The organism is Adhaeribacter radiodurans, from assembly GCF_014075995.1.
Classification (GTDB): Bacteria; Bacteroidota; Bacteroidia; order Cytophagales; family Hymenobacteraceae; genus Adhaeribacter; species Adhaeribacter radiodurans.
The window spans coordinates 4354136-4370043 of record NZ_CP055153.1; the positions used below are offsets into that span (position 1 = coordinate 4354136).

At 43.3% G+C, this 15908-nt stretch carries 12 protein-coding genes and 1 tRNA gene; 3 read left to right on the forward strand and 10 right to left on the reverse strand.

Annotated elements, in window-relative coordinates; all coding sequences use genetic code 11:
• Positions 1-3: 3 nt before the first annotated feature.
• The 6 genes from HUW48_RS17405 to HUW48_RS17430 all read right to left on the reverse strand — a co-directional run bounded on the left by HUW48_RS17405 (position 4) and on the right by HUW48_RS17430 (position 8956).
• Complete coding sequence (locus HUW48_RS17405) at positions 4-3156, reverse strand: SusC/RagA family TonB-linked outer membrane protein (RefSeq protein WP_182412153.1); 3153 nt, start codon at positions 3154-3156, stop codon at positions 4-6.
• A 496-nt stretch (positions 3157-3652) separates the two neighbouring features.
• Positions 3653-4285, reverse strand: coding sequence for a peroxiredoxin (locus tag HUW48_RS17410; RefSeq protein ID WP_182412154.1), 633 nt, complete (start codon positions 4283-4285; stop codon positions 3653-3655).
• 31 nt (positions 4286-4316) lie between these two features.
• Positions 4317-4387: transfer RNA gene (locus HUW48_RS17415), tRNA-Ser, on the reverse strand.
• Between the two features lie 243 nt (positions 4388-4630).
• The gene (locus HUW48_RS17420) at positions 4631-5023 is read right to left on the reverse strand and encodes a high-potential iron-sulfur protein (RefSeq protein ID WP_182412155.1); all 393 of its coding nucleotides are present in this window, start codon (positions 5021-5023) and stop codon (positions 4631-4633) included.
• A gap of 119 nt (positions 5024-5142) precedes the next feature.
• Positions 5143-7275: a PVC-type heme-binding CxxCH protein gene (locus HUW48_RS17425; protein WP_182412156.1), complete on the reverse strand. Its 2133-nt coding sequence runs from the start codon at positions 7273-7275 to the stop codon at positions 5143-5145.
• 277 nt (positions 7276-7552) lie between these two features.
• On the reverse strand, positions 7553-8956 hold the full coding sequence (locus HUW48_RS17430; protein ID WP_182412157.1) for a neutral/alkaline non-lysosomal ceramidase N-terminal domain-containing protein: 1404 nt from the start codon (positions 8954-8956) through the stop codon (positions 7553-7555).
• Between the two features lie 367 nt (positions 8957-9323).
• On the opposite strand from HUW48_RS17430, the gene HUW48_RS17435 reads away from it, so the two are divergent.
• Entirely contained in the window at positions 9324-9752 is a 429-nt protein-coding gene (locus tag HUW48_RS17435; RefSeq protein WP_182412158.1) for a c-type cytochrome, read from the forward strand.
• Between the two features lie 303 nt (positions 9753-10055).
• Positions 10056-10622 (forward strand): HD domain-containing protein, encoded by a 567-nt coding sequence (locus tag HUW48_RS17440; RefSeq protein ID WP_182412159.1) that lies wholly within the window; start codon positions 10056-10058, stop codon positions 10620-10622.
• Positions 10623-10788: 166 nt separating this feature from the next.
• Here the strand turns inward: HUW48_RS17440 and bshB1 are convergent, their stop codons facing one another.
• The 3 genes from bshB1 to HUW48_RS17455 form a co-directional block, all read right to left on the reverse strand.
• Positions 10789-11508 (reverse strand): bacillithiol biosynthesis deacetylase BshB1, encoded by a 720-nt coding sequence (gene bshB1, locus HUW48_RS17445; RefSeq protein WP_182412160.1) that lies wholly within the window; start codon positions 11506-11508, stop codon positions 10789-10791.
• A 40-nt stretch (positions 11509-11548) separates the two neighbouring features.
• The gene (gene soxC, locus HUW48_RS17450; protein ID WP_182412161.1) at positions 11549-12799 is read right to left on the reverse strand and encodes a sulfite dehydrogenase; all 1251 of its coding nucleotides are present in this window, start codon (positions 12797-12799) and stop codon (positions 11549-11551) included.
• Between the two features lie 63 nt (positions 12800-12862).
• The gene (locus HUW48_RS17455) at positions 12863-13510 is read right to left on the reverse strand and encodes a c-type cytochrome (RefSeq protein ID WP_182412162.1); all 648 of its coding nucleotides are present in this window, start codon (positions 13508-13510) and stop codon (positions 12863-12865) included.
• Positions 13511-13764: 254 nt separating this feature from the next.
• Here HUW48_RS17455 and HUW48_RS17460 point away from each other — a divergent pair, with 254 nt between their 5' ends.
• The gene (locus tag HUW48_RS17460) at positions 13765-13938 is read left to right on the forward strand and encodes a hypothetical protein (RefSeq protein WP_182412163.1); all 174 of its coding nucleotides are present in this window, start codon (positions 13765-13767) and stop codon (positions 13936-13938) included.
• Between the two features lie 277 nt (positions 13939-14215).
• Here HUW48_RS17460 and HUW48_RS17465 read toward each other — a convergent pair whose 3' ends face one another.
• Positions 14216-15505 (reverse strand): putative sulfate exporter family transporter, encoded by a 1290-nt coding sequence (locus tag HUW48_RS17465; protein ID WP_182412164.1) that lies wholly within the window; start codon positions 15503-15505, stop codon positions 14216-14218.
• Between the last annotated feature and the right edge of the window lie 403 nt (positions 15506-15908).

Here is a 15908-nt window from a genome sequence, read left to right on the forward strand (position 1 = left end):
ATTTTAAAAAGAAAGGTTAGCGCCAAATTGCAGTCCGCGGGGTTGCGGTGGAGTAGCGGTATCTAAGCCGTCGAGGTTTTGGCCCGCACTACCCGACGATTCCGGGTCAGCGCCGGTGTATTTTGTGGTAATCCAGAGGTTGGTGCCTAAGGCGTACAAGCGTACTTTATTTAGTTTTAACCGGGAAGTTAAACTAGTGGGCAAGGTGTACCCCAGCGAAATAGATTTTAACCGGATAAAAGAGCCATCTTCCAGGTAACGACTGTTTTGCTCGATGTTGTAGTTATTCCCCACGCTGGTAACCCGGGGAGTATTGGTTTTATCGCCGGGCTTCTGCCAGCGGTCAAGTTGGCTTTTAAGTATGGATCGGGAAGCATCGCGAGTACCGCCACCTTCCAGAATATACTTGTTAAAGTTAAATACCGAGTTACCGTATTGATAGGTAAATAATACGTTTACATCAAAACCTTTGTAAGAAAAGTTGTTGGTAAATCCTCCGTAGAATTTCGGAATTAAATTACCCAGTAACTGCCGGTCGGCTTGGGTTAATTTGCCATCTTTATCTACATCATCAAAAACGGCATTACCGGTTTCGGGGTCAACGTAAAGCTGTTTGTACAACCAGAAACTACCCAAAGCAGCGCCTTCCTGGGTTCTCCGGTATTCGCGGGCTTCGAAGGTAATGGGGCTGACTAATTTTTCGGCACGGTTTACATTGCGGGCAAAATTAAAATTAGAAGTCCAGGAAAAACCATCGCCTTTCCCTTGAATATTTACCGTAGAAATGCCGAGTTCAACGCCTTTATTGCTCACTTCGCCGGCATTGGCCAAAGTACTGCCGTAACCCGTAGCTGAAGGAACCGGCAGGTACAATAAGGCATCGGTGGTGTATTTGTAATAAGCATCCACATTCACGAACAAACGGTTATCGAATAATCCTAAGTCCAGGCCGGCATTATAGGTAGTGGTTTTTTCCCATTTTAAATTCGGGTTTTCGAGTTGGGAGGGGGCAATGCCCGCTTTTGGTCCGCTAATTAAATTATCCGGGTAAGAAGCATTTCCGGCCCATAAACCGCGGGCGGCGTAATCGTTTATTCCGTTTTGGTTACCCGCTGCTCCCGCACTAACCCGCAGTTTTAACTCCGATAGTTGGTTTATTCCTTGCAGAAAATCTTCTTGTTTCAGGCGCCACGAAGCTCCTATTCCCGGGAAGTATCCCCACCGGTTATTTACCCCGAATTTAGAAGAACCATCAGCCCGCAAGGAGCCTTCCAGGAAGTATTTATCGTCGTAGCTGTAATTAATCCGGCCGAAGAAAGAAGCTATTGTAGACTGCGATTTTCTTTGTTCCGAAGTGCGGATGGAGGCCGCTGATATTTGCTGGAAAGAGTTATTCGGGAAACCCGTTCCGGTTTGCGCCGCTATTGTTTGCGTACTGCTTTGAATACTGTTTCCCAGCAGGGCAGTAATAGCGTGTTTTGGACCTAAATCCAGGTTATAGGTTATTGTTTGCTCATTTTGCAGCAAGGTAAGATTGGTAAAAACCTCGTTTACGTACCCGGGCGGGTTCGGTGCTCCCCCGATTATGGTTTGGTCGTTAAAAAATTCGCGCTCGTTGTAATGGTTATAATCCAGTCCTACTGATGTTCTAAAACGAAGATTGGGCAGAATGGCTATTTCCACGTACTGGTTACCAATGTACCGCAAACTACGAGTAGAAATATTGGTGATATCGGTATTGGTTAAATTATCGATGTTTTCGTAGATGGAGCCGCGCGCCGGAGTACCATCGGGGTTGGTTAAAGGCAAGTAAGTAGGATGATGTAAAGCCGCCAGTAAATGCCCGGCTTGCTGACCGGCGCCACCTCTTACTTGTTGCCAGAACGAACGATAAGCCCCGTTGCTGGAACTAAAAGTAATTTTGCGGCTAAGCTTGGTATCAAAATTTAATTTAAAACTGGCCCTTTCAAATTTGGCCGGTTTTAAAATTCCTTCCTGGTTGGTGTAACCAGCACCCAGATTATACCGGATATTTTCGCTGCCACCCTGAATGTTTAAATCGTAATTGCGGGTTTGAGCCGTCCGGAAAACCCGGCTCAGCCGGTCGTAAGTTTGCTGCTCTTCAGGTGTGCCCCGACCAGGCACTCCGTTAACAACTTCTTCCCGGGGCCGGAATGGCCGGTTAGCAAACGTCTGATTTAAAGCTGGGTTATCTATCCCGGAGTTTATCCATTGCTCATTTACGAGCAGGGCGTGCTCCGGACCGGTAGTTAATTCCCAAATCCGGCTTTTATCGGCTTGTTGCCAGCCTTGCGAAACATCCAGGTTATATCGGGTTTTACCGGCGTTGTATTCGCCGCGTTTGGTAGTAACCAGAATAACCCCGTTGGCCCCTCTAGAGCCGTAAATAGCAATAGCACTGGCATCTTTTAGAACTTCAATGCTTTCAATATCGGCGGGGTTGATATCGGCTAATGGGGAAGTTTTTTTGTTTCCCAAGTCGATGGAAGCTAAAGAGTTGTTATTCACCAGTACCCCATCAATGACATACAAAGGGTCGTTGCTAGCATTAATAGAAGCCGTACCTCTGATTTGCACTTTTACGCCTTCGCCGGGCGTACCAGAAAACGTATTTACCTGAATGCCGGGGGCGCGGCCCTGCAATTGCGCATCGAAACTCGCTACCGGAATTTGCTTGGTCTCTTGGGCATTAATGGCGGCAATAGAACCTACTAAACTTTTCCGGCTTTGGGTGCCATAACCTACCACTACCACCTCATTTAAAGCTTTGGCATCTTCCTGTAAGGTAACCTGAATGGATTTCTGATTTTTTACCGGAATTTCTTTAGCCAAATAACCAATAAAAGAAAAAACCAGCACATCGGTAGAATTCGGAACGCTTAGTTGAAAAGTGCCATCCCCGGCAGTAGTAGTACCCAGGTTAGTATTTTTTATCAGCACCGAAACGCCAATTAAAGGCTCGCCGGTGGCGGTTACCACTTTGCCGGAGACATTTTCGGCAGCTAAACTTTTCGGCTTTACTAAACTTTTAATAATACGCGGAGGAGAATGAAAATCAGCCGTATGGGCTAAAGAAGATTCGGAAAGAACAAGCAATAGCAATAACTTACTACTCTTTTGTAGCAGTTTTTTCATAAAATACGTAAATTTGGGTGAACAATTTATTACCGGCTTTCCCGATTCTTGACCTGTTCCAGAGGTCTTGTGATCGGGAAAGCTATTTTTTTAAATTTTACCGGCAAACCACTTCTCGCCGGTAAAAGATATTTCTGAACTACACTATTTTCAGCATAGGCATTATTTTATTTAAATTTTTAAAAAATCATTTTATCGACTTTTGTTTGCCGGCTTGTTTACTCTTTGTAATTGTATTTTAGTAAATAAGTAAGCTTTAGAGAATACAGTAGCCTGTTTATTAAAAAGGTAATACTAGCTGGTTAATTTGCAGGTTAATGGAGCTTTTAACAAAGAACAATTTTAAATTTTACGCTGGTTTTGTTAATTAGCCGGAACTCGAAAGTAAATGTTTTTACAGTAACCATACCTTAATAGCATTTATGGTGATAATATTCTTTCAGATATTAAATTTTAGATTCTGATTATTAATCAAGGCCTCGGAATACTCCTTCTATTAATTAGGCTGCGGCGTGGTACGGAGGTAGGGTTTAAGTATTTTAAATCCTTTGGGGAAAGTAGTGGCTAATTCTTCGTCTTTAACGCCAGACAAAACCAAACAATCCTGACCATATTCCCAATTGGCTGGGGTAGCCACTTCATAAACACTAGTCAGACGTAAAGAATCAAGCATGCGCAAAATCTCGTGGAAATTACGCCCGGTATTAGCCGGATAAATTAATATACTTTTTATCTTTTTATCCGGACCAATGATAAACACGGAGCGGATGGTTTCGGTGTGGCTGAAAAAAGGATGAATCATGTCGTAGAGGTGAATTACTTTCTTGTGCGGGTCAGCAATAACCGGAAAATTTACGGTAGTTTCCTGGGTTTCCTCAATATCAACAATCCAGCGTTTGTGCGATTCTAAGGTGCCCGCGCTGATGCCTAAAACTTTAGTATTCCGTTTTTCAAATTCAACTTGTAGTTTGGCCACCATGCCTAATTCGGAAGTACAAACCGGCGTAAAATCGCTGGGATGCGAAAATAAAATGGCCCAATGATTTTGAACGTACCGGTGGAAAGAAACAATTCCCTGGGTAGATTCGGCTTTAAAGTCGGGAGCAATTTCGCCGATGCGCAGTGCCATAACAATAAATTTAAAATGAGAAATAGTTTTGCGTCGCGGAACGGACTCGAACCGTTGTATAAGATTTAGCGAACCTTTGCCTAGCCACTCAGCCACTGCGACGGATGTATAAGCTTATAAATAGCTTCTATCTCTAATTCCTGCCCTTCTGCAACAAATATAAAAGTTGATCTGGTAAAAAAAAATAATCTCTATAGATTTAGTAGAGATTATTTTAAATTATTAATCCTTCCACACTCTGTAAAAAATTCAATGCAACCATTTGGGGTTTACATCCAAGAAATATCTGCATTAATTTAAAGGTTCAATCTTTTAAAATTGTAGGGCTTGAACCCTATTTATTGTTTATTCCAGTGGTGCCCAGTAGGTACAATAACCAGATTCTTGCACAGTACCTTTAAACAACAAACAAGCTCCGCAGGGTTTACCCGCAGCTGGTGGCAGAAAAAGCTTGCAATTACCGCAACGGCTATCCGGATTGGGAGAAATAGTTACGTAAGCAAATTTCTTCCGCTTTTCAATTTCGCCCGATGCTATGCCTGATAAATCTTCACAAGGATTTTGGCTGATACTTTTGGGAGTTTGTTGAACAGAGTCTTTTGATTTAGCCTGGTTTGTGGTTTGCGGATGTGTTTGTGATACTTTAAAAGAAGTTAACAACCATCCGCCCGTGATAAATGCGGCGCTGCCAGCTATATTTTTGAATAGAAACTCTCTTCTGGTATATTTTTTATTCATTCTGCTTTGAGTTGAATACCATTAAGTACCTGGAAAAATATTAAAATACTATAACATTTAGTAAAAAGTTAACCACCATTGCCCCACCTAAGCTTAAGAGAAGATCTTTTCTATCATCACTAATAAAACTTTTTTAAATCCTGAATGGCAGCCGTTACTTCCTGAGTATTATTTGTTTTAATTCTTTGTATGATCTCTTTTAATTTCGGATCCGTGCTGGTGGCTCGATTTAAACCTTTCGTTAAACCTTTTATAGCTTCTACCCGAAAAGAATCGGTAATTTGCGAATCAGGCTGCGATAAAAAGTTTAAAAAAGTACTGATTTGATCTTTTTGATTTCGAGCCCCAATGATATTGGAAAGGTCGCTTACGAATGCCAACTTCCAAGGCTCCGGGTTTTGAAAAAATGTATTTGGCTGCCTTAACAGTTGTAAAATCTCCGGTGAAGAACCTTGCTCGGAACTTAAAACTGCCATCCTAAACCAGAAATCCTGGCCGTATTTTTCTAACACCTTTATTAAAGATGGAGCGGTTTCTTTGTTTTTAAATTCGGGTAAATTTAGAGTGGTCTGAAAAGCTACCCGAATTACTGGGTCATTAAGTCTTGCCTGTACCAGCGAATAAGTTTCCGGAAACTGTTCGGCCAGAATAATCGCATTTTCCCGGACGCCGGGAGCAGAATCTTGCAGAGCCTTTTTAATTAACTCGGCATCCAAAGCATTTAAACCTTCCAGCACGTATAAGGCGTGTAACCGGGTGCGGGCATCTTTGCTGGTAATGAAAAGCTTTTTTACAGCCGGCACCACTGACTTATCCTGCTTTTCCAGCAATAATCTTTGCGCCTGTAAACGCCACCACAGGTTGGGGTGAGAAAGCGTTTCTAACAATTTTGTATTGGAGGCTTTTGCCAGGTTTACCGTATTATTTTTAAAAGTGGAGTTAGTTGGTAAAATCCGGTAAACGCGGCCTTTGTCGCTGCCGGCCATAAAATTCATATCAGCTTTTAATTCATCCGGAATGGATACAGGGGTTTCGATATGCTGCCGGTAATAATCCAGCACGTACAAATAACCATCTGGCCCTACGGTGAAATTAGTGGGTCGGAACCAGGAATCAGTAGAAGTTAAAAACTCCTGCTCTTTTTCTTTGCCAGCGCGGGAAGCTACAAAAACCGGGCTTTTGGTACTAGGGGTTAAAACATCGCGGTGCACCAGGTTGCCGGCTACATCGCTGATAAAAATATTACCGTTAAACTCTGGCGGGAAGCCATCAGCAGCATAAACAACCATGCCGGCCGCGCCGGAAAACCTATCTTCGGCGTATTCTACCCGCTTTAAATTATTTTCCTGAAAGGTTTTATTCCGTTGTTTGGTCCGTTCGGCGCGCCAATAAGGTGGCGGCGTTTCCTGTAACATAATTTCTTCGTGATCGGTGATGCTCGCCATGGCTTTAGTGACGGGTAAAAACGGATGCCGGTGGGTATACCGCCACGGGATTATCACTTGTTCCAGATGGATGGAATTTTCATTAATGAACCGGTGCCCCCACTCGTCTATGGCCTGACCAAATTGACCCGGTCCGGTTTCCAGTTCAAACTTATTCTGGTCCAGCCGGAAACGAAAATCGGCCCCACGTACCGCAACTGGTTTAACGTTAGGAGTTCGGTTAAAAGTAACTAAACCGTCTTGTCCGTGATTGTTGGCGTAAATCCAGTTATCCATGCCATACCTAAGATTAGTAATTTGTGCTTCCGAATTATTTTGAAAGAAACCGGTGAAGAGAACTTCCCGGGTATCAGCTTTGCCATCGCCATTTGTATCTTTTAAGTATAGAATATCCGGCGCAGCCGTTACAATAAGGCCACCCTGCCAGGGCAAAATACTCGTTGCTTCAGTTACATTTTCGGCAAAAATCACAGCTTGGTCTATTCGACCGTCATTGTCGATATCTTTTAATAACTTGATGCGGCCTTTACCTTTGCCCGGCTCCGCTTCAAAAGGATAATCCGGCATTTCCACCACGTAAGCCTGGCCTTGCTCGTCGAAAGCCAGTGAAACCGGGTCCATAATGTTTGGCTCGGCCGCAAATATTTCGGCTTTAAATCCCTCTATAATTTTTATTTTTTTTAACGACTCTTCCGGCGAAAGTGGCCCCGGATACTTTTGCGCCATTGCCGCTGAACCTGTAAGAACCAATAACAGGAAAAGACCAGCTGCTTTACCCGCAAAAAAAGCATTTATTTTATTTATCATATAATAGGCATTCTTGTTCTATCGCGAGCATCCTCGCTCGTGATGATTATCGTCCGGCCTCTGGCCGATAGGATTTTTACTAAATTGCTTTTATTATCTGTTCGCCCGGCCAGAGGCCTACCAGATAGTAGACACGAGCGAGGACACTCGCGCCATCTTAACTCACGCCAGTCTAAACAAGAAAAAAATAACTATTCTACCCATTAAAGTGGGCATTTCCAGCTATTTAACTTTATGTAATTTACATTATTTTGAATAATTATCAGGCAAAAGATTCTTATCTCAGCTTTAAATTGTTGGCTTCGGATGGTTCCACACCCATCTGTTTCGTAACTTCTTTTATTCCGTTTATAATAATTTCTTCAATGCCGGGGCCCCAGGGGGCTGGTAGTCCGTATACCATTTGCGAAGTGGCGCCTTCGTAGCCGCCTTCTTTCAGTATCCGAGCCGAAGGAATATAGGCCATTACATCGTTAGAGTAACCTAAAACAAAGGTTTTTAGGCCAAACATTTTTTTAAGCCGGATAGCATAATCCACCACCAATTCGCCGCCTAAACCTAATAGTAACTGGTCGCCTAACTGCCAGGCTTGTAAAGGGTAGGGATAAGAAGTACGAAACTGTTTGCCTTGTTTCTTTTCGGTGAGCATGCGCCTGGCCCAACGTTGATTGTGAGCGGCCGATGTATCGGCGGCCACTTCTAACAATTTTGCTTCGGAAGGAGGATTATCGAGAGGCAGGTTTATTTCGGTATAAGTCGTTTTTAAAGCAGGGGAAAGCTCGGTCATATTTTCTTCCAGAACTCTGTCTACGGCCGCAGCCAATTCCCGGCCGTATTGTTGCGCCCGGGCCTCTGACCTCCTGGGTAAAGGATTTTGATCGGCTCCGGCACTCTGGAAAAACAAAGCCGTTGCTCCCTTATGTTCTTTTTCCAGTTCCAGTTGCGCGTAACCCGGGTAATCGCCCGACCATTTATAATCGTTCAGAACGGTGGGGTGGCAGGCATAGCCAAAAGCAATGGCTTTTAACTTTCCTTTCGCATTTACTATTTTCATAACCGGGACCGCATAATCGTTCGGCCCCTCAAGGTTTGTTAGCAAAGCCAGCGAATCCTCGTTGTTGTTTCGTCGGTTCACCTGAAAACGGGTTACTCCATTTTGGGCGTACAAGCGGGCGGGCTCCAAATCTTTTAATGACTTTCTAACGAGCTCTACAATCTGATTTTCCAGCGTTTGGGTATATTGAGCTATTTTCTGTTTTTCTGCCTCATTTAAAGGGTATATATCCAACAAGGCAGTTCCCAAAACCGGTCCGGAATGGGTATGCGAACTATTTAGTAAAATCTGAGCCTTTGAAATATTAAATTTTACCTGAAGTTGTTCCCGGATATTATCCGAAACATCTTTCGGCAGGCCCAATAAATCAGTCGTTACCATTACTGCTCGCTTTCCGGAGGCATCTTCCAGGGCCAGAGCTTTGGCAAACAATTCCAGGCGGGTACTTTCTGAGGGGTGTTTTCGATTGGCGTAGCCGGCTATCCAGAGCGGTTGTTTAGGCGTAATAATAATTCGGGCCACGCCTGCTTTCCAATTATTGCCTGGGTTAACGGATAGTTCTAAAGCAACCACCACCTGATAGGGCAAGAGGAACACCAGAAATAAAAGCAGTAGGGCTCTCTTCATATTTAACTATTATCTCACTAAAATGCTCTTTCTACCGAAAAAAGTAAACAACCAGCCTAAAGCACGCTCTTCATTAGATTTGTACATTAGCTAAAAATAAGGAACCTATGTTGTAAAACAAATTTTAAAAATTTCTATTCTGAAAGGTAGTTTATGTTTAAAAATTATATTGTAGCCAATCTAATGTATGCTAACTATCCTGGATTTTTTTAGAATAAACAGTTAAGTAAGATTTGATATTTATAGGGTCTAAAAAGTTAGCTATCCGTTTACCTTTAATTTTACTAAATTTATAATTGTCTACTTTAATTTTCATCAACTCCAACAAATTAAACGCGGGTGGTCAATACTTGTGCGAGATAGATTAATGAAGGTTCATAAACTGCTAAGTTATTGCTGGTATTTTTTCAGCTTATGTTGCATAGGCTGTAATAAACCGAATAAAACAGAGGTTGACCACCATCGCCGAAGAATAGATTATATCCGGAAAATTCCCGGAGAAAGTAATCCCATACCTGCAGAAGCAGCCCAGAAGGGAGAAGTGCTAATTGCTTACTCCGATTGTTATACCTGCCATAAAGAAAACAAAGATTCGGTAGGTCCGGCGTTTAAAGATATAGCAGAAAGATATCCGGTTCAGCAGCCTTATATAGATATGCTGGCTCAAAAAGTAATAAGCGGTGGAAAAGGTTCGTGGGGAAATGCCATGATGAGCCCGCACCCAAAAGTTTCCTTGGAAGAGGCTAAGTTAATGGTTACTTATATTCTTTCCTTTAAAGAGAATTCAATAAAGTAAGGAATACCTTTTTAGTGTTTGCCTGGAATTCCACGCTAATTAACTGATATGAAATTAATTGTACCAGACAACAAATAATCAGTAGTAGAATTTAACTATTGCCAATATTTCCAAAGCAGGCCAAAAGACTCTAAAGCCGTTTGTGAGGACACAAACGGCGGCAATGTGGTGGCTTTCCTGTGCAATGTGGTGGCATTAAGTATACCTTTAGTATTGTCTAGTATTGCCTATAGTCCGTGTCTATAAGTGCAATTTTAGCGTAAACTCTAATAAAAATTTAAAAATTAAACTTCAAGCAGCAACATGGAGGCAGCCGCGTTCAATGACCAGTTTACCGAAACAGAGTTAAAGGTGCTTGCCTTTGTTACCGAAAAGCACGGTCAACAAAAACGAAAATATACCCATGAGCCTTATGTAAATCATTTAGTTCGGGTGGCATTAAAGATTAAAGAGTATAGCCCAGATAGCCGCATGGTGATGGCGGCTTTATGCCATGATGTACTGGAGGACACCGAATGTACCGTAGCAGAACTTTATCAATTTTTAACCGGCATGGGCTTGAGTAATACTGATAGTGATTATATCTGCTTTTTGGTTAAAGAATTAACGGATGTGTTCACCTCAGAGGCATTCCCGCAATTTAACCGAAAAGCCAGAAAAGAATTGGAAGCAGCCCGGCTTTGGGAAATATCGCCGGAAGCTCAAACCATTAAATACTGTGACTTAATAGATAACACTACTTCTATTGTTCAACACGGAGGAGGATTTGCTAAAGTGTATCTGAAAGAAAAGAAACGAATATTAACTAATATGGATAAAGGCAACCCGGAACTTTATCAGATAGTCAGTGCTATTGTAGAAACGGTTTGAGGATTTTGGTATAGGATTTTTTTCTGTCATTCAGGAGGAACCTATTTGGCTATGTAGCTAAATAGGTTCCTCCGAATAATATTTAAGAGTAATTTTTTAAATTTTTGATTTACCAGTAGCCTTCATATAGCTTGTTACAAAGTAACTGCTATAGTAATTGTTCTCTTTACCGCAAATGCTGTAAATTATCTACCCCCAGAAATCGCTGGCACGTAAAACCTTCGGCGAAGGGGGCGTTGATGTATTTGCCAAATTCCCGGGCTCGGCCTTCGTGAATCAGGAAAAAATCCGGGGCAGAGATATAGGTTACGGCTGGTTCGTTGTAGTCCGGGTGGTAAAACTGGCTGCGGTATGCCTGGATAGCGGCTAATTTTAAATCCCAATAGTTGGTAATGTCTACCAGAATATCCGGTTTAATGTAGGTGTTCTGAATGTATTGTAAAACCAGTTCCGGACGCCAGGCTTCCTGGGGTTCGCCGTCGAGGTCGGTTTTAATTTGGGGTAAACCCGCGATAAAAGCGGCTTCGGTTACTAATTTACAAGCCCGGCCGTGGTCGGGGTGCCGGTCGTGGGGCGCATTAGCCAGAACAATGCGCGGTTGGTATTTGCGCACCGCCCGGATAATCTGCATGGTATGCGCTTCGTCGATCACGAAAAAACAATCCCGCATCCATAAGTTTTCCCGCACTTGTAACCCTAACAATCTTTTTGCCTCTAAAGCTTCTAAGGCCCGGATTTCGGCGGAACCGCGGGTTCCTAATTCGCCCCGGGTTAAATCAATCATGCCTACTTTATCCCCTAAGGCTACTTGTTTTAAAATAGTACCGCCGCAACCTACTTCCGCATCGTCGGGATGCGCCGAAAAAACCAAAATATCTAAATGCATAATTCACGCTGCTCCTACTGTACCGGTAAGATACTCTTTTTTATTTATCCGGCTTGTTTAAAACCTGACCGTCCCGTTGAATCAGCCAAGTAGTGATGGGATTAAAATGATAACCACCCTTGTTGTCGCCGCGGGCGGCAACTAATTGGTTAAAGGTAGGTTGGGTATAACCCGTTTCATCAACGGCCCGGCTCCTAATTTCGGTTTCTGCGCCGTTCCACTGCCACAAATGCCGGAAATAGGTATGCGCTTTGTCCAGCACGGGGTCTTGCAAACGAGCCAATTGCCAGGTTTTACCGGCGTCTGTACTTACTTCTACTTTTGTAATTTTACCCCGGCCACTCCAGGCTATGCCCCGGATTTCTATCCAGCCTTTTTCTACCTGCACCGGATAAGCTGGAAAAGTAATAATGGAACGGGTATCCATATCAAAACTAAACTGCCGGATCTTGCCGTCTTTTACGGGTTCGGTGTATTTAGAAGTTTCTTCGCGGGTCATAAACGGCGCATCGGAAAATTCCAGACGGCGCAGCCATTTTACGCTGGTATTACCTTCCCAACCGGGCAAAAACAAGCGGGCCGGATACCCTTGCTCCGGGCGAATAGCTTCGCCGTTTTGGGCATAAGCAATCATTCCATCTAGCAAACCTTTTTTTACCGGAATGCTGCGGGTCATCACGGCGGCATCGGAACCTTCGGCCAAAAACCAGGTGGCATTGGGTTTTACGCCTACCTCCCGGAACAACGTAGAAAGCAGCACGCCCGTCCACTCGCTTTGACTGGTTAAACCGGCAATTTCCTGGGGCGTAATTTTCCCGGCCGGGTTGCTCCGGAAATTGCCCGAACACTCTAAAAAACAAATTCGCGAAAAAGCCGGAAAACGTTTTAAATCCGACAAAGTAAATTTCATGGGCTTTTCTACCAAGCCGTGAATATACAGTTCGTAATCTTGCGGCTTAATGGTAGGTACGCCGGCATGGTGCCGTTCGTAATGCAAATCAGCGGGCGTAATGGTGCCGTATAAATCCTGTAAGGGGGTGCGCGACGACGTGTCCGAAGGTTTCCGAACTGGTTTTTCGTATACCGAACGCGTGCCTAACTCACTTGGTAATGGTCCGGGCTTTTTAGTAGGATCATCGGTTATTACCGCTGCTTCCGGTATAGCCGCCTGCACCGTTTTTCCTACCGCAGTTTGTACCAACACTACGGCTGCCGTTGCCGCGCCCCCCAAGAGTTTCCGGCGACTCAGCGGTTTATGAAACAAGGGTGTATCTTCCGTTTCTGAATTCACTTTATTGTTTTTTTTAAATTTTTCTAATTCTCATGTTTGCAACTCACGCTGTTTGCACCTAGTTTATCTAACTTCCGATCCACCTCGCCGGTCATCGGGAACAAAGAGCTTTTGCGCGGGCATTACTACCTTGGGTAAGGTTATGGCGTTCATTTTGGCTTCCGGGGGAATAATCTTATTAGCATTTAGTAGAAAAGCGGTTAAGGCATAAACTTCTTCGTTGGTTAATGAACCCGGCGCATTAAACGGCATGGCCCGCCGGATATAGTCGAACAAGGTGGTGGCGTAGGGCCAGTAATTGCCAATGGTTTTTTCTTTGCTGCTTTCTGCTCCGGCAATTTCGCTATCGGTAACAGAAACCAAGCGGTTATTTGGTCCTTCTATTCCCGTTTTACCATGGCAAGCTGCGCATTTTACGGCATAAATGGCTTTGCCCGCCAGTACGGTTCCCGAGCCTTGGGGTAATCCTTTGCCATCAGGCCGCACGTCTATGTCCAGTAAAGCAATTTCTTGAGAAGTAGCCGGTTTCCCAAAGTTAAAACTCGCTGGCCACTCTGAGGAATCAGGACTTGGTACTGGAGCTGCCGAAACGTTGGAAATTGCTGTAGATTGGTTTGCCGGTTGCGTGCGGACGCAGGATGCTCCCAGAAGCAGCACACCCGCTACAAGCCAGGCTAAACCAATTTTTTTTAAAAATTTTAAATTTTCCATCTAATAATATATTGCCATTTCTCCCTCCTACTTACCGGTTCTTGCTTTCATAAAATAAGCTTTGTTTCCTGTTCTTCGGCTGTAGTTAATAGAGTGGAGCAGCGAGGTATTTTTAAGTGAATTTTGTTTTGATCTTTGTAATTAAGTTTTTCTCCATTAATGCCGTCAATTTATCTGGTTTAGATAAACACAACCTGGTAGCAGCCGTAACAAGAAGTGTGAATCATTTATTTTCCACTTAAAAGCTATATGCCATGACCAAAGGACATAATAAAGACATGCACGAGGACGAGAATACATCTCAAACAAATAAAGACAAAGGCCAAAGCACCAAGCTGAAGCATTCTAAAAAAGACGACAGTCCGAACCAAGGCCGTCATGCCAACCCGGACCAAAGCGGTGGCACCAAAGGAGCCAACAGCATTTAATTTTTTAAAATTTTTATTTTAAGGCCTAAGAATCTAATGATGGTTCTTAGGCCTTTTTGTTTCCTACCTAACTACCCATCAAATTATAAAATTTAGGAGATGGTCCCCCTTTGGAGGGGGTAAGGGGAGGATTAGATTCTCCTTAAATAATCTTAAATAAGACCAGGTCCAAGTTTATTTAAAATTTAAGTTTATTTGTTATTGACTACTACCTCTCCTCCCCCTACCCCCTCCAAAGAGGACTTTTTTTCCTATGTTGAGCAATAATTGGATATTGTTACTTATCCCCGAATAAAACAAAAGCAATTACCAGCGTGATAAAAATGTTAAAAGTTTGCGCTATTAAAAAGGCATAAAGCGGTTTCTTGCTTTGCTTATTAAATAAATCGGCAAAGTTGGTTTCCAGACCAATACTGGTGAAAGCCAGGGCAAACCACAAACCTTGCAGGTTTTTTAAACTGTCTTTCACCTGAGCGGTAGTTTCGGGTGATACAAAAAACGAGAAGAGCAGCGAAGCACCGATAAAGCCCAGTACAAACTTGGGGAAACGCTCCCAAATAACGCCTAAAGTAGGTTTGGTATTCTGGTCGGTTGCCGACGGATGTTTGGTGTACGTCCAGTAAACCGAAATGGCAAAAGCGGCTAAGCCGAGCAACACGTTTTGGGAGAACTTCACAATGGTACTAATTTTTAAAGCCGTTTCGCCCACCAAGGTACCCGAAGCCACTACAGCCCCGGTAGTATCAATGCTGCCACCTAACCAGGCGCCGGTAACTTCCTGCGGAAAATTAAAATACTGCGCTACGTACGGCATAAAAATCATCATCGGAATGGCCGTGATCAACACCATCGAAATCACGTAAGAAAGCTTTTTAGAATCGCCTTTAATGGCGCCGGAGGTAGCAATAGCTGCCGAAACACCGCAAATAGACACCGCGCTGGAAATCATCATGGTGAGCTCGTCGTCTACTTTCAGTTTTTTACAAGTCCAGTAAGCCAGGTACCACACCGATACCACTACCAGCAACGCCTGAATTAAACCCAATGAACCCGCTTTTAAGATATCCGAGAAAATAACACTGGTACCCAATAGCACTAAGCCAATTTTCACAAACAACTCCGTAGTCAGCGTAGCCCGAAACCAATCCGGCAACTTAAAAAAGTTACCAATTACTAAACCAATCGATAAACTAAAAATAACAGCTTCCAGGTTTAAGGCTTTTACCTGCTTATTACCAGCCAGAATTAAAGCCAGAATGGTAAGTATATACACTACCGGAAAAACGAGCAAATACGATTTTAAGGGTTTACCAACCAAACTGGCTCCCAACCCACCAATGGTAAATACCAGCAGAAACTGCAAAGCAATAATGCTCAGATTACCGGCATTTAAAACTTTAGAAGTTAAGTCAGCGGTATTACTCCAGCCAAATACCGGAACCGGCAGTAGAAATCCAGCAATGGCTAACAAAATGATTAATCCTCCTAGAATCACTACCGTCCAGTCTTCGGAAATGGCAAGTCGGATTTTGGGTGGAGAAGTAATTGTTGTTTGGGTTGATGACATAATTTTTTAAATTTTCTTTATTATATAGATTTAGTAGACAATTAATTCAGGTGGATATATAAGTTGAGATACTTTTAAGCCGATTTGAATATTTAAAATTTTTAGAATTCTTGCCCTCTCGTTATCTCGCGAGCGTCCTCGCTCGTGAGCAGCATAGTCCGGCCTCTGGCCGGTTGGAATTTACCTGTAGAGCCTTCGTATAAAGGCTCATCCGTTTGCCCGGCCGGAGGCCTACCTAATAGTCAGCCACGAGCGAGGACGCTCGCGGCATTTTTAACTTACTCTCCGGAAGAAACAAATTCACTATGGTCAATCTACTATGGCGCGGATTTACTTACGTGCCTCTCTTGCAAGTCACGGAAGTAAATCCGCGCCATAGTGATGCTATAGTAGTTCATTTTTA